At 61.7% G+C, this 19,808-nt stretch carries 18 protein-coding genes; 14 read left to right on the top strand and 4 right to left on the bottom strand.

The annotated features are described in order from the left end of the window. Positions 1 to 1,111: 1,111 nt before the first annotated feature. The 6 genes from dnaB to BBOU_RS04645 all read left to right on the top strand — a co-directional run bounded on the left by dnaB (position 1,112) and on the right by BBOU_RS04645 (position 8,425). Positions 1,112 to 2,539: a replicative DNA helicase gene (gene dnaB / locus BBOU_RS04670; RefSeq protein ID WP_081815576.1), complete on the top strand. Its 1,428-nt coding sequence runs from the start codon at positions 1,112 to 1,114 to the stop codon at positions 2,537 to 2,539. 1 nt (position 2,540) lies between these two features. Continuing rightward, positions 2,541 to 4,007 carry a Mur ligase family protein gene (locus BBOU_RS04665; RefSeq protein WP_238552036.1) on the top strand — a complete coding sequence of 489 codons (1,467 nt, stop codon included), beginning with the start codon at positions 2,541 to 2,543 and terminating at the stop codon, positions 4,005 to 4,007. A 56-nt stretch (positions 4,008 to 4,063) separates the two neighbouring features. Further along, complete coding sequence (locus tag BBOU_RS04660) at positions 4,064 to 4,870, top strand: type 1 glutamine amidotransferase (RefSeq protein ID WP_081815577.1); 807 nt, start codon at positions 4,064 to 4,066, stop codon at positions 4,868 to 4,870. Between the two features lie 118 nt (positions 4,871 to 4,988). Further along, positions 4,989 to 5,216: a hypothetical protein gene (locus BBOU_RS04655; RefSeq protein WP_026503476.1), complete on the top strand. Its 228-nt coding sequence runs from the start codon at positions 4,989 to 4,991 to the stop codon at positions 5,214 to 5,216. Positions 5,217 to 5,330: 114 nt separating this feature from the next. After that, complete coding sequence (locus tag BBOU_RS04650) at positions 5,331 to 7,190, top strand: ABC1 kinase family protein (RefSeq protein WP_026503477.1); 1,860 nt, start codon at positions 5,331 to 5,333, stop codon at positions 7,188 to 7,190. 179 nt (positions 7,191 to 7,369) lie between these two features. Beyond that, the gene (locus BBOU_RS04645) at positions 7,370 to 8,425 is read left to right on the top strand and encodes a glycerophosphodiester phosphodiesterase family protein (RefSeq protein WP_026503478.1); all 1,056 of its coding nucleotides are present in this window, start codon (positions 7,370 to 7,372) and stop codon (positions 8,423 to 8,425) included. Between the two features lie 136 nt (positions 8,426 to 8,561). Here the strand turns inward: BBOU_RS04645 and upp are convergent, their stop codons facing one another. The 4 genes from upp to BBOU_RS04625 form a co-directional block, all read right to left on the bottom strand. Continuing rightward, positions 8,562 to 9,203 carry a uracil phosphoribosyltransferase gene (gene upp, locus BBOU_RS04640; RefSeq protein ID WP_026503479.1) on the bottom strand — a complete coding sequence of 214 codons (642 nt, stop codon included), beginning with the start codon at positions 9,201 to 9,203 and terminating at the stop codon, positions 8,562 to 8,564. 282 nt (positions 9,204 to 9,485) lie between these two features. Next, positions 9,486 to 10,229, bottom strand: coding sequence for a hypothetical protein (locus BBOU_RS04635; protein WP_026503480.1), 744 nt, complete (start codon positions 10,227 to 10,229; stop codon positions 9,486 to 9,488). Continuing rightward, positions 10,219 to 11,307 carry an NUDIX hydrolase gene (locus BBOU_RS04630; RefSeq protein ID WP_026503481.1) on the bottom strand — a complete coding sequence of 363 codons (1,089 nt, stop codon included), beginning with the start codon at positions 11,305 to 11,307 and terminating at the stop codon, positions 10,219 to 10,221. Before BBOU_RS04630 ends, BBOU_RS04635 begins: the two co-directional genes overlap by 11 nt. Before the next feature lie 171 nt (positions 11,308 to 11,478). After that, positions 11,479 to 13,725: an RNA degradosome polyphosphate kinase gene (locus tag BBOU_RS04625; RefSeq protein WP_026503482.1), complete on the bottom strand. Its 2,247-nt coding sequence runs from the start codon at positions 13,723 to 13,725 to the stop codon at positions 11,479 to 11,481. A gap of 673 nt (positions 13,726 to 14,398) precedes the next feature. Here BBOU_RS04625 and BBOU_RS04620 point away from each other — a divergent pair. The 8 genes from BBOU_RS04620 (at position 14,399) to BBOU_RS04585 (ending at position 19,769) form a co-directional block, all read left to right on the top strand. Then, a complete protein-coding gene (locus tag BBOU_RS04620) occupies positions 14,399 to 14,995 on the top strand; it encodes a hypothetical protein (protein ID WP_026503483.1) in 597 nt (198 codons plus the stop codon). Positions 14,996 to 15,107: 112 nt separating this feature from the next. Further along, a complete protein-coding gene (locus BBOU_RS04615; protein WP_051616897.1) occupies positions 15,108 to 16,043 on the top strand; it encodes a P-loop NTPase in 936 nt (311 codons plus the stop codon). Between the two features lie 68 nt (positions 16,044 to 16,111). Beyond that, positions 16,112 to 17,170 (top strand): TadA family conjugal transfer-associated ATPase, encoded by a 1,059-nt coding sequence (locus tag BBOU_RS04610; protein ID WP_051616903.1) that lies wholly within the window; start codon positions 16,112 to 16,114, stop codon positions 17,168 to 17,170. Next, the gene (locus BBOU_RS04605; protein WP_051616898.1) at positions 17,170 to 17,820 is read left to right on the top strand and encodes a type II secretion system F family protein; all 651 of its coding nucleotides are present in this window, start codon (positions 17,170 to 17,172) and stop codon (positions 17,818 to 17,820) included. Before BBOU_RS04610 ends, BBOU_RS04605 begins: the two co-directional genes overlap by 1 nt. Before the next feature lie 19 nt (positions 17,821 to 17,839). Continuing rightward, complete coding sequence (locus tag BBOU_RS04600; RefSeq protein ID WP_051616899.1) at positions 17,840 to 18,403, top strand: type II secretion system F family protein; 564 nt, start codon at positions 17,840 to 17,842, stop codon at positions 18,401 to 18,403. Positions 18,404 to 18,617: 214 nt separating this feature from the next. Continuing rightward, on the top strand, positions 18,618 to 18,857 hold the full coding sequence (locus BBOU_RS04595; RefSeq protein WP_044280568.1) for a DUF4244 domain-containing protein: 240 nt from the start codon (positions 18,618 to 18,620) through the stop codon (positions 18,855 to 18,857). A gap of 1 nt (position 18,858) precedes the next feature. Further along, positions 18,859 to 19,413: a TadE/TadG family type IV pilus assembly protein gene (locus tag BBOU_RS08885; protein ID WP_051616900.1), complete on the top strand. Its 555-nt coding sequence runs from the start codon at positions 18,859 to 18,861 to the stop codon at positions 19,411 to 19,413. Further along, complete coding sequence (locus BBOU_RS04585; protein WP_026503486.1) at positions 19,410 to 19,769, top strand: Rv3654c family TadE-like protein; 360 nt, start codon at positions 19,410 to 19,412, stop codon at positions 19,767 to 19,769. Before BBOU_RS08885 ends, BBOU_RS04585 begins: the two co-directional genes overlap by 4 nt. Positions 19,770 to 19,808: the final 39 nt, after the last annotated feature.

Below are 19,808 nucleotides of genomic sequence, written 5' to 3'. Positions count from 1 at the left end.
CCCGTCCTGCCAGCGCGTCGTTTCTTCTCCCGCTACTGTCGGAATTTCTGACGCCGGCGTCAATAATTCCGCATCGTGTTGCTGCCGTGGAAGGGGACGTGATGGTGATGGGCGTTTGCAGATGGCCGGCCGCAGGATAGGCGGTGTGGACGTGCGCGCTGCTGGGATTGTTGCGCATAGCACTTTGAGGGGATGGATGCAAGTCGGTGTAGTGACGCCGGAGGATTGTCCCCAAGCTATCCACAGAATTATCCCCAATATGTGGATAATCATATGCGTTATCCACACGGTTATCCCCACAATGTGGATAACTCGATTTTCTATCCACATTTCGTGGCGTCCGCGTGTCGTACAGGTAAACGGCGTGCAAACATCAGCTCGCACAACAGCGGGTTGCGCGCCGTGATTGCTGTTGGCAGAGAATGGAAGACGCCAGTGTGTGAGGATTCGCTCACACAGTGACTGGTTGCACGGCTGGATTTGGCCGTTTGGGGATGCAGGGGCATCTCCGTGTGAGGATTGGTTCGCACAGTGGCGGGGTTGGTTGTCCGGATGCGGTCATGCGGGCTGTTGAATGGGTGGTTGTGTGAGCATTGGCTCACACGGCTGCGGGGGTCTTGACTGGTGGCACATGCAGGGGCATGTGGCCTTGCCGGATTATGATCAATGCACGAGCCGGCTGATTGCGCATGACACGTCTGCTCCCCGCAGGTGTGGAGAGGCGCGGAACATCCGCTGGCGGGGAAGCAGGATGCGGCTCTGGAAACCGCGGGATTGCGCCAATCTTCTCCCCGTTGTATCTCACATGTGCCCATTGCTCCCTCGGTATGCTTTCCACACGAAACGGATTGGTGTCTGATTTCGCGGGTGCGGAGGGATAGCTGCCATCCGAGGTGAGAGGGGGGCAATCGGCAGTGATCGACAAACCGCATGATTCCAACAATCTTTCATTCTGCTGGCTCCCGCCGTCGTCTGCCGCCCCTCAGTATCCTTTCCACACGATGCGGATTGATGCTCGGTCTCTCGGGTGCGGAGGAAGCGGCGGCGGGATCATCGGCCCATAGGCGTAACATTGCGGTTCCCTTACATTCCGCCCCCTATACTCAAAGGTATGGCAGAAGGCAATCCATGGGACAACAACCGGCAGCAAGGCACCGGCTATGTGAAGGGTGAGACGGGCACCCCGGTCCGCGACGCGGTGTTCGACCGCGTGCCCCCGCATGACGATGACGCGGAGATGGCCGTGCTCGGCGGCATGCTCATGAGCAAGGACGCCATCGGCGAAGTCTCGCAGATGATCAGCGTGTCTGATTTCTACCAGCCGAAGCACCAAACGATCTATCAGGCGATCATCGACCTGTTCTCAGCCTCGCAGCCGGTCGACGCCGTGCTCGTCGCAAACGAACTCATGAAGAACGGCGACCTCGAGAAAGTCGGCGGCGCCGATTACCTGCACAGCCTGGTCGCCTCAGTCCCGACCGCCGCGAACGCCACATATTACGCCGAAATCGTGCATCAGCGAGCGATTTTGCGTAACGTGATCGCCGCGGGCACGAAAATCGCGCAGCTCGGCTATTCGGCGGAAGGTTCGCAGGCCGAGGACGTCGTGAATATGGCCCAGGCCGAGGTCTACGAGATGAGTGTCGGTAAGGTCCGTCAGGATTATTCGGCCATCGGCCCGGTGGTCCATGACGCGCTCGACCAGCTCGACAAACTGCAGAACGGCGAGGTCGAGCGTGGCGTGCCGACCGGCTTCCGCGATATCGATGATGTGACGCAGGGCTTGCAGCCGGGTCAGATGATTGTCGTCGCAGGCCGTCCGGCCATGGGCAAGTCCACGCTCGGCGTTGATTTCGCGCGCTCCGCATCGCTGCATCACAATATGACGACTATCATCTTCTCCCTTGAGATGAGTCGCGTGGAACTTGCGCAGCGTATCATCTCCGCCGAAACGAACATTCCTCTGGTCGCATTGCGCCGTGCGGACGATATCACGCCGGAACGGTGGAACACGTTGAATAATTTCTGGAATAAGATGCAGGACGCGCCTCTGTTCATTGACGACAGCCCGAATATGAGTCTGATGGAAATCCGCGCGAAATGCCGTCGCCTCAAGCAGACGAACGACTTGAAGCTTGTCGTGATCGATTACCTGCAGCTCATGAGTTCCGGTAAGCAGGTGGAAAGCCGTCAGCAGGAGGTTTCTGAATTCTCTCGCGCCTTGAAACTGCTTGCCAAGGAGCTTGAGGTGCCGGTTGTTGCGTTGAGCCAGTTGAACCGTGGCCCGGAAATGCGTAATGACCGCAAGCCGCAGTTGTCCGATCTGCGTGAATCCGGTTCGATTGAACAGGACGCCGACGTGGTGTTCCTGGTGCACCGCCCGGATTTCTACGACAAGGAGGACCGTCCGGGCGAGGCCGATATCATCATGGCGAAGCACCGTAACGGCCCGACGGAAACATTCCATCTCGCCTTCCTTGGCGCCACATCGAAGTTCAAGGATATGCCGCAGGATTACCAGCAACAGCAGGAGGTATGACATGGCGCAACAGCTTTCCCCGGTATCGGGCGGTCATCAGGATTCCGCCGCGTCCGCCCGCCCCGTCCAGCAGCAGCCCCTGCCCGCCCGGTCTGCTTCCGCAGCCGAACCTCTGGCAGAGCCCAAGCGCCCGTGGTACGCGTTCGCGACACCGACAATCGGCAGGGCAGTCCGGCACGCGTCTCGTTTGCTGCACCATGGCGGCAGCGCGCTGCCCGGCAAAGTGGTTGAGCGCATCGACCCGGGCTTCCTCGCCCGCACCTTGGGTTCGCTGCCTTACGGGGTGGTGCTGGTGTCCGGCACGAACGGCAAAACCACCACGACCCGCATGGTCGCCTCCATGCTTTCCGATATGGGGTTGCGCGTGTTCACGAACCCGACCGGCTCGAATTTCACGCGCGGTGTGGTCTCCTCCCTGCTCACTCAGGTGAGCGCCTTCGGGCATCTGCACGCGGATATCGCGGTGTTGGAGCTTGATGAGGCGTACGCCGTGCATTTCGTCCGTCAGGTCCGTCCCCGCTACGCCCTGTTGCTGAACGTGATGCGCGACCAGCTTGACCGCTTCGGCGAAATCGACAACACCGCCCGCCTGCTCGCCCACGTGGCGCGCGCGACCACCGGGACCGTGGTGCTCAATCGCGAAGATCCGCGCATCGCGCGGCTTGCCGACGAGGTGCAACCGGGCGTGCAGGTGCGGTATTTCGGCCTATCCCAAGCGTTGCGCAGCTATTTCCCATCCGATGATGACATGCACAATACCGATATGCAGGCCGCCGGCACGCAGTCCACTACCGGAGTTGTCTACGATCCCGACTGTCTTGATGCCGATACGACACTCACCCATGTAGGCGACCACGAAGCCACGTACCGGATCGACGGCCACGACATCGCCACATCCGTGAAACTCGAAGGCGTCTATAACCTGTTCAACGCGGCCGCCGCTGCCGCCGTCGTGCGTGCGGTCACCGCCGACACTCCGCAAGGCGTCGCTTCGGACGACCGTCTGATCGCATCGCTATCCCGCGTGACCCCGGCGTTCGGCCGCGGCGAAACCATCAGCGTCAACGGCACCCCTGTCGAACTGCTGCTGGTGAAGAATCCGATGGGGTTCCGCCTGTCGCTCGCCTCGTTCCCGCCTGCCGGCCACGACACGATGATCATCATCAACGACGAATATGCCGACGGCCGCGATATGAGCTGGCTGTGGGATGTTGATTTCACCGGGCTGCGTGGCACCGGCGTGGCCTCCGTGTCCGGCACGCGCGCCTGGGATATGGCCTTGCGCCTTGAATACGACCAGGTGCCGGTCAGCCATGTCGATACCGACCTCGAACAGGCGGTCGCTGATTTCGTGGCCGCCGACCCGGACACGCCGAAACGCATCTACTGCACGTACACGGCGATGCTGCGCACGCGCGCGAAACTGTCGCATATCACCGATGTCGCGGACGCGGGCGTCGGCAGATAACCACGGTGAGACGACTTGCGCACGGACGAACCAGCGAAGACACGAAGGAGCTTGTCATGCCAGCAGTGAATGAAACAACCCGGCGTCCGTCGGGCGTCGAGACTAACCAGCACCCAGATCGTCGCATCGACGTCGTGTCCTTGTACCCGAAGGATATGAACATCTATGGCGACTGGGGCAACGTGCTCACCGTCATGCGCCGTCTGTCGCTGTACGGCTACGACCCGGTCCTCCACGAATACAACCAGGGCGACCCGTGGCCGGACCATGTGGATCTGATTCTCGGCGGCGGTGGGCAGGACAACGGGCAGAAGAAAATCACCGACGACCTGTTCGTCCGTGCGGACACCCTGCGCGCGCTCGCCGCTGACGGCGTGCCGATGCTCATGATCTGCGGCCTGTACCAGTTGTTCGGTGAGTATTTCGAAACCGTGGACGGCACCAGGCTTGACGGCATCGGCATCCTCGGCGCATACACCGTGGGCCGCGAACACCGCATGATCGGCAATCTGGTCGAGCACAGCGAGGAATTTGGCGACATCATCGGCTACGAGAACCATTCCGGGCAGACCTTCCTGACCGGTGGCACCAAGCCATTGGGGCGCGTGGACGCCGACGGCACCGGCAACAATGGCACCGACCACACCGAGGGCGCGCGCTTCGGCAACGTGATCGGCACATACATGCACGGGTCGGTATTGCCGAAAAACCCGCGTTTGGCGGACGGTTTGATTCGAATCGCCGCCGAACGGCGCTATGGCGCGTTCGCTCCCCGGCAGGACGACCAGCAGACCGCCGAGCTGCGCAGAATCGACGATTGCGCGCAGCACGCGCGTGATGTCGCCGCGTCACGCCCCCGGTAAGCAGACAATCGGTGACATATTCCTGTTCGCGACGCGCATACGGGAGTGTCAGACCTCCCGTCCGTGACATTCGTGGAGTAAGGTGGAATATGCAAGGACCTGATACAAGGAGGTAATGATGGCTGACTTCAACTTCAATGACGGCCTGCTGCACAAGGTGTTCCTCGCAGGTGTCGGCGCTCTGGCGACTACGGTCGAAAAGAGCCAGGAAATCGTGGATGATCTTGTCAAGAAGGGTGAGATCACCGTTGAACAGGGTAAGGCGCTGAACGCCGAGCTCAAGCATAAGGCCGAGGAAGCCAAGGCTGAAGAAGCCAAGCCCGCTTCCGACGAGAAGAAGGACTGACTCCGGTCGGTTGCCGTCGTGCCGCCGTCCGCGCCTGCCGTATGCATTCCCATGCGGCAGGGCAGGCGGCGGCATGTGGTATGCCCGGCGTCAGACAGTACATATATGGCTGATATGGCAGACGATCACAACGAGACATCGCAAGAAGCCGCGAAGCAGGAACCCGGACGGCAACAGGCATCCGGGGCGGAAGAGCGCGTGAACGCGCAGGACGCATCATCCCGTTCCGACAGCCGTTCCGACAGCGCTGCCGTGCCCGACAACACCCCGCTCGCATACGATGATCCCCAGTTGCAAGCCCCAAACGCCACATCCAACCATATCGACGAGAAAATCGGCTTGTTCAGCGGCCGAAAAAACGACTTCTCCGAAAAATACCATCTCACTCGGCGAGGCAGACTCAAGCGTCTCGAGCAGATCATCCGGATCGCTAACCAGTTTGATGCGATTCATGGGTTGACGCCGGTCAACATGCGTCTCATGTTCGAAGCGCTTGGCCCCACCTTCGTCAAGGTCGGCCAGATCCTGTCCATGCGTTCGGAGATTCTGCCGCAACCTTTCTGCGACGAACTTGCGAAACTGCGCGCCAACGCTGACCCCATGCCCTACCAGACCGTGTTGGACACGTTGTCTCACGAGTACGGCAAACCGGTCAAGGATATTTTCAAGTCCATCGATTCAACCCCGCTCGGCTCGGCTTCGCTCGCGCAAGTGCATCGCGCGACCCTGCTGACCGGCGAAGACGTGGCTGTCAAAGTGCAGCGTCCGGGCGTGCGCGAAACCATGGCGCAAGACGTGTCCATCATGCGCACCATCGCCAAGGGCGCAACGAAAATCATGCACAATGCGCAGGTCGTCGACTTCCAAGGTGTCGTCGAAGAGCTGTGGGACACCTTCGAATCGGAAACGGATTTCCTGATCGAGGCGCGCAACTTGCAGGAATTCAAACGATTCTGCTCGCACTTCGCGTATATGGACTGCCCGAAACCGTATATGGACCTATGCACCGAGCATGTTGTCGTCATGGATTACGTTGACGGTATCTCGCTGTCGCACCCGGGCGCGCTTGTCGCCAAAGGCTATGATCTCAAGGAAATCGGCACCAAGCTTGTCGATAATTATGCCACTCAGGTGCTGGACGAGGGATTCTTCCATGCCGACCCGCATCCGGGCAATATCATCATTTCCGGTGGGAAAATCATTCTGATCGACCTCGGCATGACTGGCCGGCTCAACAAGAAAACCCGCACGGTGATGCGGGATATGATTTTCGCTGTCGCCAAGCAGGATTCGCCTGCGCTTGCCGACGGGCTGCTGCGCTTCGCCACGACGGGCGCCACTGTGGACAACTACCCGGAACTGCTTGCCGATCTTGATTTGATTGTCGAAGAATACGGCACTGTCGATTTGGATGAGCTGGATATCGCGAGTTTCATCACATCGCTCACCCAGCTCGCCCAACGGCATGGCATTGAGGTGCCAAGCTCGGTGACTACGGTCGGCAGGGCGCTGGTGACGTTGGAAGGGCTGCTGGACGAGTTCATTCCGGATGTCAACATGATTGAGATCATCTCCCAGCACATCGCCAACAGCAAGACGAATGTCGCCACAATCGAGAACGAGGTCCAGACGCTCGGCATCGAGGGGCATAAGGCGTTGCATGGCGCGTTGCAGGCGCTCGCCGAGATGAAAACCGCGTCGCGTATGCTCACTCGCGGCCAACTGCGTGCAAACATGCAGCTTGTCGGGTTTGACGAGCCGTTCAAATTGCTCAGCGATATGGTGAATCGTCTGACGATGGCGTTGATTGTGGTTGGGCTGTTCATCGGCTCGTCCATTGTGTACTACGCGGGTATGAAACCGATTATTTTCGGCATTCCCGTCGTCGGGTTCATGGGGTATGTCGTCGCGTTCATCCTATCGGTGTGGATTGTGTTCGACATTTATTTCAAAGGCCGCAAGAAGAAACATTGAATCGAGCCGCCCGCCTGGCCTCACCGCCCCGTGTCTTCTCAAACTGGTTGCGTTGGGTGGGCGCCCGGTGGCGCGGTTTCCTGCGGTTTGCCAGATGGTCACGCTGCGTTCACTGGATTCCCGGACGTTGGTTCTGCCGGTACGGTAGGCTCGAATAAGCATGTCCACGAGGAGGAATCATGTCCGGTAATAAGCAACTTACGCGTCTGCTGTTCGGCGCCGCCGCCGTGACGGGAGCCGCGGCGTGGGCGCTCGCCCCACGGTCGTTCAACGATAAACGGAATAATTTCGTTCCTGTCGTGCCACACGTGTGGTACGCACACCGCGGTTTGCACGATGCCGGTTCCGGTTTGACGGCACGGTATGCGGCCGAAAGCGGCGAGTATGTGGCGCTTGCCCGCAGGATGGCCATGCAAGCGGGGTATGGCTCGCCGCTCGTGGCCGGTCCGATAGCCCCGGAGAATTCACTGGCAGCTTTCGCCGCCGCCTGCGAGGCCGGATACGGGATTGAACTGGATGTGCAGCTGACCCGGGACGGTAAGGTCGTAGTCGTGCATGACGGCGATCTGCTGCGTGTTGCAGGCGATCCACGTCGCATCGAGGATCTCACTTATGACGAGTTGACCCGTATCCCGCTGTTCCCCGCTCCGGCGGCTCCGGGAGACGCGGCCGCCGCACGGATTGATTTCGCCGGCGCGGCGCCGGTCACGCCGAGTGAAGCGCCGGAAGGGTATTATCAGCATGTCCCGCTGTTCGCCGACGTGCTGCGCGTGGTCAACGGCCGTGTACCGCTGATTGTGGAATACAAGTTCACTGACAACGCCGCGTGGAGCGAACGTGATGAAGCACTGATGCAGCGTGGAGACGAGCTGCTGCGCCGCTATGACGGCCAGTATGTGATCGAGTCGTTCCACCCGGCGGCGGTGCAATGGTACCGGCAGCATCGTCCGGAAGTGTGCCGCGGACAACTTGCCGAGCCGCCGCAGCCCGGGCGATCCGACTGGAAAGGCTGGATCGCGGGTTTGCTCGGCTTCGATTGGCTGAGCCGTCCGGATTTCGTCGCATATGATTGGCAGGGCGGTGATTTGCCGCAAATGCGCGCAGCCCGCGCGATGGGTGCGACCGCCGTATCATGGACCATCCGCAGTCGTGCCGAATTGGAGGTCAGCGACCGGTGGTTCGACCGCCACATCTTCGAGGCGTTCATCCCCGATTTCAAGAACCATTCATCCTGAACAGGCGCCATTGAGCGTCATCGCCGGGCGTCTTCGATGGAAGATCTTCCGATAGCGCAACGAGCCGGGAACGGGCACGGTACAACCCATGCCAGTCCCCGGCTCGTCGTGTTGTGGGCGACAGAGAGTCCGCCGCTCAGTCGACCACGCCGTACAGACGGTCACCGGCGTCACCGAGACCCGGCACGATATACGCCTTGTCGTTGAGCTTCTCATCGACAGCGCAGACGACGACCTTGAAATCGATGCTCGGATCGATCTGCTCCTGCACGAATTTCAGGCCTTCCGGTGCCGCGATGATGTTGATTGCGGTGACATCCTTCGCGCCGCGTTCAGCCAGATAGTGGGTCGCAGCGACCAGCGTGCCGCCGGTGGCGAGCATCGGGTCGATCAGGAAGCACTGGCGTCCGGTGAGATCATCCGGCAGACGGTTCGCGTAAGTGATCTGCTTGGTCGGATTGTCTTCGTCACGCTTCATGCCGAGGAAACCGACTTCGGCGGACGGGATCATCCTGGTCATGCCGTCAAGCATGCCGAGGCCGGCACGCAGCACGGGCACGATGATCGGGCGAGGCTCAGCGATATGCTTGCCGATCATCGGGGCGACCGGGGTTTCGATGGGCTTGTCGACCACGTCAAGATTGCGCGTCGCTTCGTAGGCTTCGAGCATGACGAGTTCGGAGATGAGCTCGCGGAAGGTGCTGGACGGGGTGTTCTTGTCGCGCAGCACGGTGAGCTTGTGTTCCACCAGCGGGTGGTTGAGTACATGCAATTCCATGCTTCCCAGATTAGCCCCATTGCGTCCTTTGGGCGAACCGGCATTACGGCGTGGCGGGGTCTCGACTTTGAAGATATGGGACGACACCTTGGAAAAGCAATGCGCCGGACCGCGAAAGCGCCTGTCGGCGCAAACGCCGCTCGCAGCGGCAACAAATGGAGCCCGGGGCTTAAGCACGGCCCGACGCAACAGTCCAGTATAGCGGCATTCTGCGGGCTTCCGCCACGGCGTGGCGCAACCGTCTGCGACCTGTCGCGCGGGCGGAGATAGCGGTCGCGCCGGTTATTCCAATCGCCCCCGCCGCCACAAATGGGCGCCTTCGCGGAAGTCCCGTGACGTGGTCAGCAGGTTCGCGGCGGTGTGCATCAGCCGTGCGGCACGAGTCTGGGCTTCGTGCAGGGTTCCCCGTTCACCGTCTCGTGCCGTCGTCTCCCTCTCCTTTACGGTGATACGCCGCGCTTGAAGACGCAATCCGGTGGCGATGACATCAGTGAACGCGCTCGCCCGGTCCAAAGCCACGGCGAAATCCCCGGTGAACGCACCGGAGAGAATCGAATCCGCAGTGCGTGCGATATCCGAGGCGTCCGGGGTTTCATCAACGCCGGCGATAGCTGACGCTGTGGTCGCCACCGGCTCTCCGAGCCGCCATAGGCGTGCGATGTGCTCGCGATTGCGTTGCATCCACGTGCGCAGCATGTACAGACGCCACATGATGCCGGGCAGGGAATCGGGTTCCGCATCGCTCCACAGTTGTGCGATCACGTCCACGCCTTCCGTGTCCACGAGTGTGATGACGCGGCGCACCACTTGCGGGTCTTCGGTGTGGTGCACGCGGTCGAGCAGCGCCGCGGCGGAGGCATGGCTCATTTCGCTGACTTTCTCCGGGTCGAGGCCGCCGCTGAGATGATCCAGAATCGCCGGGTCGAGTTGCGCCGGTCGTGCCGGACGTGACGCACCCGATGGGGAAACGAGGAAGCCGGTCCGGCTGGATTGGATTGAGCCTGAACGATAAGAGTCAGTAGACAAGTGGAGCCACTTTCTGTATGTCGATGATGCGTGGGCCGTCGCCCGTTCTGATGATAGCCAGTACGATCGCGCATCCGGTCGGCATATACGGTGATTTCGCGATAAGCCGTTTCGCCAGTGTCTCTGATGCGCAGATATCCCGCAAGTGGGTGAAGATGCCGCCGATGACCGGACGGTGCATGCACACCGCAGTGTCCATGCCCGTATCCAACATGTGATCGATTTCCTGGCTGAACCGCCGCCAAGCCGCATCCGGGTCAGCGGCGAACGCATCCTCCGTCAACTCGCCAGCAGTGATAATCGGCAGGCCGGTCTGCCATGAGAAAATCTCGATGGTTTGCATACAACGCAACCATGGCGAGCTGACCAGCCGGTCCGGGCTATAGCAGGCGAGCTCCCGGCCCAGTGCGAACGCTGCCGCAGCACCCCGCGGCGTGATCGGCCGGTTGCCGTCCTCGCCTTTCCACTGTTTGCGAGCCTCGGCTTTGCCATGCCTGACAATGAGCAGGGTGCGAGCCTGAGCCGCTCCCGCTTTCACCAGTGCCACGAAGCGGTCCAGGATATTGCGGTCGAGAATGTGGGTCAGCAGTTTGCGTGCTCGCTGGACCGGCACCCACACTACCGTATCGATTTCGTCTTTGTCTGCGGGCAGCACCGGTCCGAACGCTGAATGGCGTCGTCGTGCTTCCTGATCGTCAAGCGGCGTCGCCATCCAGAACACCACATGCTTCTGATCCAGTGTTTTCTCTTTCGTGCGGCGCTTGCGTCGTCCCTCGTCTGCGATCGGGTATTCGATATCCCCGATGATCGGGCCGAGCTGCACTTGGACGCCGGATTCCTCACCCATTTCACGCACCGCGGCATGGCGATGGGTCTCATTGTTTTCCAGCTTGCCTTTCGGCCAGCTCCAATCGTCATATTTGGGGCGGTGGACGATGCACACCTCGATCGCGTCCAGCGCCGCCGACGGGTCAGCGCCTTGAGGCAGGCTCCCGTTGTCGGAAAACTTCATCACGCCGGATTGATCTTGACGTGCGCGATAGATGATGCCGCCTGCTGCTTCCACGATTCTTGGCATGCTTGTTCCTTTCCGTCATGTCGTGGCGTCCCGTCGTTTGCACGGATACTGCGGAACACCCCACGGTTGTTTCGACCGCCGGACATGGATGATGGCGGCCTGCCGGTTGGGCCTGCCGCCATCATCCATGTCCGGGGCTGCGCGATGGCACGCGTGCAGCCCCAAAGGTGGTTAGTGAGCCAGAGTATTGGTGCCTGGCTTGCGTTGATGCTTGCGGATCAGGTACTCCTGGCTGTCGACCAGCGGGCGTCCTTCCTCATCACGCGAATGCAGCACGTACGTGCCGTCGGCCTGCATATGCCACGAGATGGTGGAGTCGGCCATTTGCAGATCAACGTACCGGATGAGCTCCTCCACCTGCTCCGGCGCGGTGATGCGCACCAGCGCCTCGACACGACGGTCGAGGTTACGGTGCATGAGGTCTGCGGAGCCGATCCACACTTCCGGTCCGGAAATCGGGCCTTCGCCGATCTGCGGACCGTCGGAGTTCGCGAAAGCGTAGATACGGCTGTGTTCCAGGAACCGGCCGAGAATCGAACGCACGCGAATGTTCTCGCTCAGACCGGGAACACCGGGCTTGAGCGCGCAGATGCCACGCTCAACGATGTCGATCTTCACGCCCGCCTGGCTGGCGCGATACAGCGCGTCAATGGTTTTCTCATCGACGATCGAGTTGACTTTGATCTTGATCCACGCTTCCTTGCCGGCGCGGGCGGCGTCCTCTTCGCGGCGGATGCGCTGAATCAGACCAGTGCGCACGGTACGCGGGGCGACCAGCAGGCGGTGGAAGCTGGACTTCGGCGCATACCCGGACAGCTGGTTGAACAGGCGGGTCAGATCCTGACCGACCACCGGGTCGCAGGTCAACAAGCCAAGATCGGTGTACATTCGGGCGGTCTTCGGATTGTAGTTGCCGGTGCCCACGTGGCAGTAGCGGCGCAGACCGTCGGCCTCCTGGCGGACCACGAGCGAGAGCTTGCAGTGCGTTTTGAGTCCGACGATGCCGTAGACCACGTGCACGCCGGCGCGTTCCAGCTTGCGCGCCCACATGATGTTCGCATCCTCATCGAACCGTGCTTTGATTTCGACGAGCGCAAGCACCTGCTTGCCGGCATGGGCGGCGTCGATCAGCGCGTCGATAATCGGCGAATTGCTGGACGTGCGGTACAGCGTCTGCTTGATGGCGAGCACCTTCGGATCGGCGGCGGCCTGTGCGAGGAACGCCTGCACGGAGGTCGAGAAGGAGTCATAGGGGTGGTGCAGCAGGATGTCGCGCTCGCGGATGGCGGCGAAAATATCCTGTGCGTGGCTTGATTCGACTTCCGCGATCTGCCGGTTGGTGATCGGGATGAACGGACGGTATTTGAGGTCCGGGCGGTCGATGGCCTGCAGCTCGAACAGGACTGTCATGTCCAGCGGCGTGGGCAGGCGATAGACCTCGTCGGCGCTGACACGCAGCTGGCTGGCGAGCAGCTGGGAGAGGAACGGGCTGGTCGCGTCGGAGATCTCAAGACGGATCGGCGGTCCGAAGCGACGGCGGAGCAGTTCTTTCTCCATCGCGTTCAGCAGGTTCTCGGCGTCGTCTTCTTCAACGTCGATATCTTCGTTTCGGGTGACGCGGAAGGAGCGCGCCTCTTTGATGATCATGCCGGGGAACAGGGACTCCAGGTGAGCGATGATCAGGTTCTCCATCGTGATGAATCCGTAGCGTTCTTCGCGGCTCTCCTCGTCGGTCAGATCGTCGACGGGGACCAGACGGTTGAGGTTGCCTGGGATCTTGACGCGGGCGAAATGCGTTTTACCGCTTGTCGGGTTCTCGACGAGCACCGCGAGATTCAGCGAATTGCCGGAGATGTAGGGGAACGGGTGCGCGGGGTCCACGGCGAGCGGGGTGAGTACGGGGAACACCTGCTGGCGGTAGTAGCGTGACAGGCGCTCTTGCTCGGCGGTGGTGAGTTTGTCCCAGCTCAGCAGGACGATATGCTGCTCGGCGAGTGCGGGCAGGATATGGTCGATGATGTAGTGCGCGTGTTCGTCTTGCAGGCGATGCGCCTGTTCGCTGATGGCGCGGAACTGTTGGCGTGGGCTCAGACCGCTTGGCGAGGTGACGGCGATGCCGGTGTCGATGCGGCGTTTGAGGCCGGCCACGCGGACCATGAAGAATTCGTCGAGGTTGGAGGCGAAGATTGCGCCGAAATTGGCGCGTTCGAGCAGGGGAACGTCTTCGTTCTCCGCGAGTTCGAGGACACGCTTGTTGAATTTCAGCCAGCTGAGCTCGCGGTCGAAGAACCGGTCGGGCGGTAGCGGCTGTTCGCCTTCCTGCGTCTCTCGCTTGTCGTTTTTGTCTGTTTCGGCGATGTGCTCAGCTATTTGGCTGCGCAGGATCGCCTTTGAGGGTGCGTCAAAAATCTGTGCCATACTCCTACTCTAGGCACTTGTCTTCGTGTTGTCTTGGGGAAACGTGGAAAATTTAGCCGCTGTTTACATTCTGCGCGTGTCGTCGGGCGTGTTGCGTGCAGCGGGCGTGGCGTGCAGTGATCTGGCTGTGCGTTCTGGTGCGGGTTTGTGCGGGTGTGGTTCGTTTGGGGCGAGGGGGGCGCACCGCCGCGACCGGCGTGTCTTGAGGTGTGCACACAACCGCACATATGAACCGGTTCGATGTGCACAATAATCAGCAGGTTGGCGGCTTCGTGATGTGTTGTTGAACACTTGCGCAAAGAAGCGAACAATCCGCCTGCATGGGGCGGATGCGGGTTGCGGTGCGTGCGAATCGGAGCATAATAGCAACTACAAGGAAAACTTAACAGAGCAGAAGCCCACAGTAGTGTATAGCCACGAAAGGTTGTTTCGTTGGACGGGCATTGGATAGACTTACCGTTACGACGATGGTGTTGTGAAGAGATTCTGCTTGTGCGTTCATCCTTGTACGGGAGGCCCGCTTCGGCGGGCCTCTTCGTTTGTGCGGGGCGAACCCCCACTCGGTCTGATCGGCGGCTTCCGGCTCATTGCGGGAATTCGGCCGACAATCCTCCTGCTTCTGCCGGCGCTGGGATACCCGTAAGCGTCGGTAGAAGCAGGAGACGGTAACGACATGAAAGCAGAGATGCCGATGATGACTGCACGATTTGCCACCCCGCTCGGCGATTTCGAAATGTTGCGCAACGGGAGGAACGTCGAATACGCCATCGCATGCGGCACAGCCGACACGTACTACCGGGACGGCACGCCCCTGCATCCGGACGGCTGCTACGTGGCTCGCGTCAGCACGCTGGGCATGCGGCCGGGGGACACGGTGGTCGCATGCTTCCCGTCGGTTTCCACGCTGATACTGGACGGCGGCGACGAGAACACCGTCAACGCCGTGGCACAACTGCCGGCATACGCGCTCGGTATCGGATGCGATGACACCGAGAACCTCGAAATGTTGTGGTCTCGCCGCAAACAGCAGCATGACCGCGAGATGGGGCCATTCCTTACGCCGCGTATGTTCCCCTACTCTTGGCTCGGCCTGACGGCGCGGTGCGACGGGTTCGTATTCCGTATCGAGGATGATCCGGAAGCATACCTGCAATATCGCGGCGTTGACGGCACACCATATCCCGACAGGACAGATATCGCGGTCACACTGGTCTGGGACAGTCTCGTCCACGACTACGCACAGGAGATCGTGTCATTCCTGACCTGCTGACATCCGCGTGACGACAGGCCAGACCATCAATCCACGCGCCGGCATCATCTTTCGACCACATTGCCGGTTCCAGGTGGCGCCCTGCTGATTGCACCGTGTTCGATTGAACGGTATGACCACAGATATCAATATCCATCAATCACAACAAGCCATCCGCCACCGTGCGGGAACCAACAACCCCGGGGCATACCAAACCGGGGCCGAACCGTTCGCGGCATCATGCCCGCTGCCGGTGTATCGCGCACCCAACGCGGTGATGGTACTGTCAGCGTCCGGCGGGCTCGGCGCCAGCACCTTTGCGGCGCTTCTGGCACGGACACTGCATGACAGCAGGGATTGCGCCTTGGTGGACGCCGACATATCCGGCGGCTGCCTGGACATCCTCCTCGGCATGGAAAGCGATCTCGGGGTGCTGCTCAACGCGGTCACCGCCCCCTTGGGCGAGGTCGATGGCGTGGCGTTGCGCCGCCGACTGGCCACGTGGGATGGGGTCGGCATCCTGTCCAGCCGCCCCTGGATCGCCCCGATGCCGCAGGATTGGGAAATCGCCGTGACGGTGTGTGCGCTCGCTGACATGTACGACACCGTGGTCGTCGATGCTGGACGTGCCGGATATACGCCCGGCCAAGCGCTCCCGTTGCCGATCAAAGGCGCCGCGATCATCTTGCTGGTCGAACTGTCCGTACTCGGCACCGCCCGCGCCCACGCGTGCATCGAAGCGCTGACCGGCCGCGGCAGCCGCCGGAGCCCGGATGGCCAGGTCACGCGTGTCAGCCGGAGCGCTGAGGGAACCGTTTGCGAGGACGATATCGCACTGGTCGGAGTACTGCCGCCGGCCGTCCGTGCAACCGACCGCGGTGTGGTCGGCGCACAAGAAGCCGCGGAATACCTCGGCATCGATATGGTGTGCAGTATCCGTCCTGATACACGATTATGCGCGGCGGCGCTTGAAGGGGCAGGTGCGCTCAAACCGAACCGGGCGAACGCGAAAGCGTTGCGCGCCATGGTGTCATGGCTTGATACACGGGCACGGGGGATGGCGCAATGATCAGCGGTGAAGACGGCAACGACGCAAGCGCCAGCCAAGCCGGTTGCCCGCAGACCGAATCCCGCAGAATGCTGTCCATCACGTTCGGCCCGCTGCAATGGCTGGCTCAGGACACACAAATCACTGATATCGCCGTCACCTGTGACGGCGGTGTCTGGGCTGACCGCGGTGCCGGCATGCTGCCGTGCCGTATCGCCGTGCCGTTCCGTTCGCCGCAAGTCGTACGTGATTATGCCGTGCAATTATGCGCACAGATGGGCCGCCGGCTCGATGACGCTTGCCCGATCGCCGACGCGTCCACAGCGGACGGCATTCGCGTTCATGCGGTCGTCGCGCCGATTGTGCCGCAAGGCGCCTCGATTTCAATCCGCTTGCCAGGCAGTCTGCCGCCGACTTTGGAATCATTATGCGCACACGGCATGTTCCCGCCGGCATGGCTGGCACTGTTGGACGGTCTGGTGCACGGCCGTGCTTCAATGCTCATCACCGGCAGCACGGGAGCCGGCAAAACCACCCTGCTCAAAGCGCTGCTCGGACGTTGCCCGATCGGCGAGCGCATTGTCAGCGTCGAGGAGGTGCGCGAGCTTGGCGAGCTGGCTGCGGCGTCCGGCGGCAATCATGTGTCGCTGGTGGTGCGCGAGGCGAATATCGAGGGAGTCGGTGCGGTCGGTTTGCCTGAACTGGTGAAGGCGACGTTGCGGATGCGTCCTGACCGTGTGGTGCTTGGCGAATGTCGTGGCGAGGAGATCGCCGACCTGCTTCGCGCGTTCAATTCCGGGCATCGTGGGGGTGCGACCACTTTGCATGCCGATTGTTTGGAGCGTGTGCCGGCACGGCTGACTTCGCTGGGACTGCTGGCGGGGCTTGACGCGCGTGCCTTGTGTATGCTGGCGCAGGGCGCGTTCGACGTGGTGATGCATGTGGAACGCTCGCCGGCGGGACGGCATATCGCGCAAGTGGGTACGCTCGCGCTGGTTCGGGGCGCTCTGGTCGGAATGCCGTTGCTTGCGTGGGATGGTGTCGGCAAGCCGCTGGCCATTGACGGATGGCAGGATTTTGCTGCGCGTTGGTTGGCGTCGGCGACAACGTCGTGGCGTGACTGTCCGCCGAAGGAGGTGACAGCGTGATGGTGTCGTGGCCGATGCTTGCTGCAATATATTGTGCGGTGTTGTCGTTGCTGCCGTCATGGGATTGTGCCGTCCGCCGGCGACGATTGCGTGACGCAGCCCGACCTCGACGTGCAGCAGCCCGTGCCGTCGCAGGATTGGATGCCGCGCTGGCGATGCTTGCCGCCGGCGTGCGTGCGGGGGGCACCTTGGAGGACGCGCTGTCCAGACTGTCGGGCGAGCCGTCGGCGGCGGGCATGGTGGTGGACCGGGTTACGGTGGTCCGGGCGCTCGCTGGTCATGCCCGTGATGGGGAATCGGCGTATCTTGGGCAGATTGCGGTGGAAGTGTGTGCTGCCGCACGGTTGAGCAGACGGCTGGGATGCGAACTGGGGCCTTGCCTCGACGCTGTCGGTGTTTCGTTTCGTCGCAAGGTCGGCCGTGACCAGTTGGTCGCGCAGACGACGGCGATGCCGAAGGCGACGGTGAAACTGTTGCTGGCTTTGCCTGCTGGCACGTGGGCGTTCGGTATGCTGCTCGGCGCGAACCCGCTGACGGTGTTATGCGCTTCGCCTGTCGGGTGGGCGTGTCTGGTACTGGGCGTGGGCGGGTACGCGGCCGGCGCGTGCTGGGTGCGTGCAATGCTGCGCGCGATGTTGGAGCACGAGTGAATACGGAAGGGAAACGGATATGGGTGTGGAAGTGGTGCCCGTGTATGCGGCGTTCGCGGCTTGGTGCGTGGCGTTGTGCCACTTGCTGCGATGGGTGGGAACGTACCGGATTGACCGTGTACGGGCCGCGATGCGTCCGGCGGACGGCGGGTTGCGCCCCAGTGACGCGTTGATGTTGCAGATGCTTGCCGTGGCGTTGCGCGGCGGCGCGTCGATTCCTTACGCTCTCGAAGCCGTAGGGACGGCGGTTGGCGGGCCTCAAGGACGAGTCGTGTGCGCAGTGTCGTCGGCGTTATATCGCGGCGTTGCGTGGCGTGACGCATGGCTGGTTGACGGGGATGATTGCCCGCCGGTGTGCGTGTTGATCGCTGAAGGGCTGCGTGACGCTTGGGAGCATGGCTCGTCGCCCGTGCAGGGCTTGCAATTGGCAGTTGAACGTGCCGACCGTGACACTGATCATGCGATGCGTGAGGGGGCGGCCGCCTTGTCGGTGAAAATCCTACTGCCGATGGGCTTGTGTTTTTTGCCGGCATTCGTCGCCACAGGTGTCGTACCGACCGCCATGTCGCTGATGGCTGGCTGATACGCCTGCCGCATGCCACCTCGTTCCCGCATATGTGGATAACTGACGACTTCTGACCACAATCACCTGCCTGCGTTCCGGTCACAATCAGGCTCCGGCACACTGGGATGTATCGCCACAGCGGGCGATACCCGGATACCGGGTTGGTATGAAAGGAACAGCCATGACACACATTCAATCGGCCACAAGACGCGGCGGCTCGTTCATCGGAGCGATGCGCCGGGCGCCCATGACGGCTGCGCGCAAAGCGCGCGAACGGGCCTGCATGATCGACGCGAGAATACGCCTGATGGCGATGGAACCGGAGAAGGGGGCCGCCACCGCGGAGTACGCGATGGTACTCGTGGCCGCCTGCGGGTTCGCCGCAGTCTTGTTCGCCGTCATCAAATCGGATCTCGTGCGCACCCTGGTGATCAACCTGATCAAAGGCGCCATGGAGTTGAAGAAGGGCTGACATGCGCAACGTATATGAACGGGTGTTCGTGCCGTCAACCGGTGACCATCACGCCGGACAGGGGGAGTCTGGCGTATCGGGGGATTGCCGTGCCATCAGCGGGGGGATTGATGCATCGGTACCGGAACTCACACGATTGTCAGGGGGACAACGGTTGGGGAACACCGGTGTCGTACGGCACCGTTCATATCCTTGCCCGCAGCGTGGCGAGCGGGGGGCCATCACCGCGGAATTCGCGATGGTGCTCCCCGTCGCCATGGTGCTCATGATCCTGCTCCTGTCACTGACCCGCGTGGTGACCACATCCATGGCCTGCCAGGACGCCGCTTCCGCCGCAGTGCGGGAACTGGTCATCACCCGCACGCCAGCCGGCAGTGCCGAAGCGCAACGTATCGCGTCAACGGCCGCCATCGCGGTCGCGGGGAAAGGCACCACTGCCGCCGTCTCGGAGGATGGGGGACTGGTCACTGTACGCACACAGTGCCCGGTTGTTCCGGGAGCGACAGACATCCTGCCGACCATGGTCAACGGTTCGGCGAGTGGAGCAGGCTCATGAACGCCGTAACGCGTACAGGGGAACGCGGGTCGGGAACCGTGCTCATGCTCAGCGTCGTGGGCATCGCCTGCCTCGCACTGCTCATCGCGGCGGGTGCCGGGCATGTGTGGATTGCGTCCAGACAAGCGCTCGCCATGGCGGATACGGCGGCGGTGTCAGCGGCCAGCGCATTGCTCTACGGAACCGGTGACCCATGCCCGGTCGCGAATCGCATCATCAGCGCGGAAGGCGGCACAATGGCATCATGCGTCATCGACGGCGAAGACGTCACCGTGACCGCCATCCGCCGGATCGGCGGGCAACTGGACATGACAATCAGCAAAACGTCACGCGCCGGCCCCGTCGTATGCCGGTGACCGGTGTGGCGCGTTCGCCTTATTGAAAACCGGGGCGAC

Source organism: Bifidobacterium boum, from assembly GCF_000741535.1.
Lineage (GTDB): Bacteria > Actinomycetota > Actinomycetes > Actinomycetales > Bifidobacteriaceae > Bifidobacterium > Bifidobacterium boum.
The sequence above is the reverse complement of the archived record's forward strand: the minus strand, read 5'-3'. Positions and strand labels throughout refer to the sequence as shown.

Excerpts from the sequence above, each read along its gene's own strand:
- BBOU_RS04585 (WP_026503486.1), top strand. The coding sequence starts at position 19,410 with ATGAACGCCGTAACGCGTACAGGGGAACGCGGGTCGGGAACCGTGCTC.
- BBOU_RS04655 (WP_026503476.1), top strand. The coding sequence starts at position 4,989 with ATGGCTGACTTCAACTTCAATGACGGCCTGCTGCACAAGGTGTTCCTC.
- dnaB (WP_081815576.1), top strand. The coding sequence starts at position 1,112 with ATGGCAGAAGGCAATCCATGGGACAACAACCGGCAGCAAGGCACCGGC.
- upp (WP_026503479.1), bottom strand. The coding sequence starts at position 9,203 with ATGGAATTGCATGTACTCAACCACCCGCTGGTGGAACACAAGCTCACC.
- BBOU_RS04615 (WP_051616897.1), top strand. The coding sequence starts at position 15,108 with ATGACCACAGATATCAATATCCATCAATCACAACAAGCCATCCGCCAC.
- BBOU_RS08885 (WP_051616900.1), top strand. The coding sequence starts at position 18,859 with ATGCGCAACGTATATGAACGGGTGTTCGTGCCGTCAACCGGTGACCAT.
- BBOU_RS04595 (WP_044280568.1), top strand. The coding sequence starts at position 18,618 with ATGCGCCGGGCGCCCATGACGGCTGCGCGCAAAGCGCGCGAACGGGCC.
- BBOU_RS04625 (WP_026503482.1), bottom strand. The coding sequence starts at position 13,725 with ATGGCACAGATTTTTGACGCACCCTCAAAGGCGATCCTGCGCAGCCAA.
- BBOU_RS04650 (WP_026503477.1), top strand. The coding sequence starts at position 5,331 with ATGGCAGACGATCACAACGAGACATCGCAAGAAGCCGCGAAGCAGGAA.
- BBOU_RS04660 (WP_081815577.1), top strand. The coding sequence starts at position 4,064 with ATGCCAGCAGTGAATGAAACAACCCGGCGTCCGTCGGGCGTCGAGACT.
- BBOU_RS04610 (WP_051616903.1), top strand. The coding sequence starts at position 16,112 with ATGCTGTCCATCACGTTCGGCCCGCTGCAATGGCTGGCTCAGGACACA.
- BBOU_RS04605 (WP_051616898.1), top strand. The coding sequence starts at position 17,170 with ATGGTGTCGTGGCCGATGCTTGCTGCAATATATTGTGCGGTGTTGTCG.
- BBOU_RS04620 (WP_026503483.1), top strand. The coding sequence starts at position 14,399 with ATGAAAGCAGAGATGCCGATGATGACTGCACGATTTGCCACCCCGCTC.
- BBOU_RS04645 (WP_026503478.1), top strand. The coding sequence starts at position 7,370 with ATGTCCGGTAATAAGCAACTTACGCGTCTGCTGTTCGGCGCCGCCGCC.
- BBOU_RS04630 (WP_026503481.1), bottom strand. The coding sequence starts at position 11,307 with ATGCCAAGAATCGTGGAAGCAGCAGGCGGCATCATCTATCGCGCACGT.
- BBOU_RS04665 (WP_238552036.1), top strand. The coding sequence starts at position 2,541 with ATGGCGCAACAGCTTTCCCCGGTATCGGGCGGTCATCAGGATTCCGCC.
- BBOU_RS04600 (WP_051616899.1), top strand. The coding sequence starts at position 17,840 with ATGGGTGTGGAAGTGGTGCCCGTGTATGCGGCGTTCGCGGCTTGGTGC.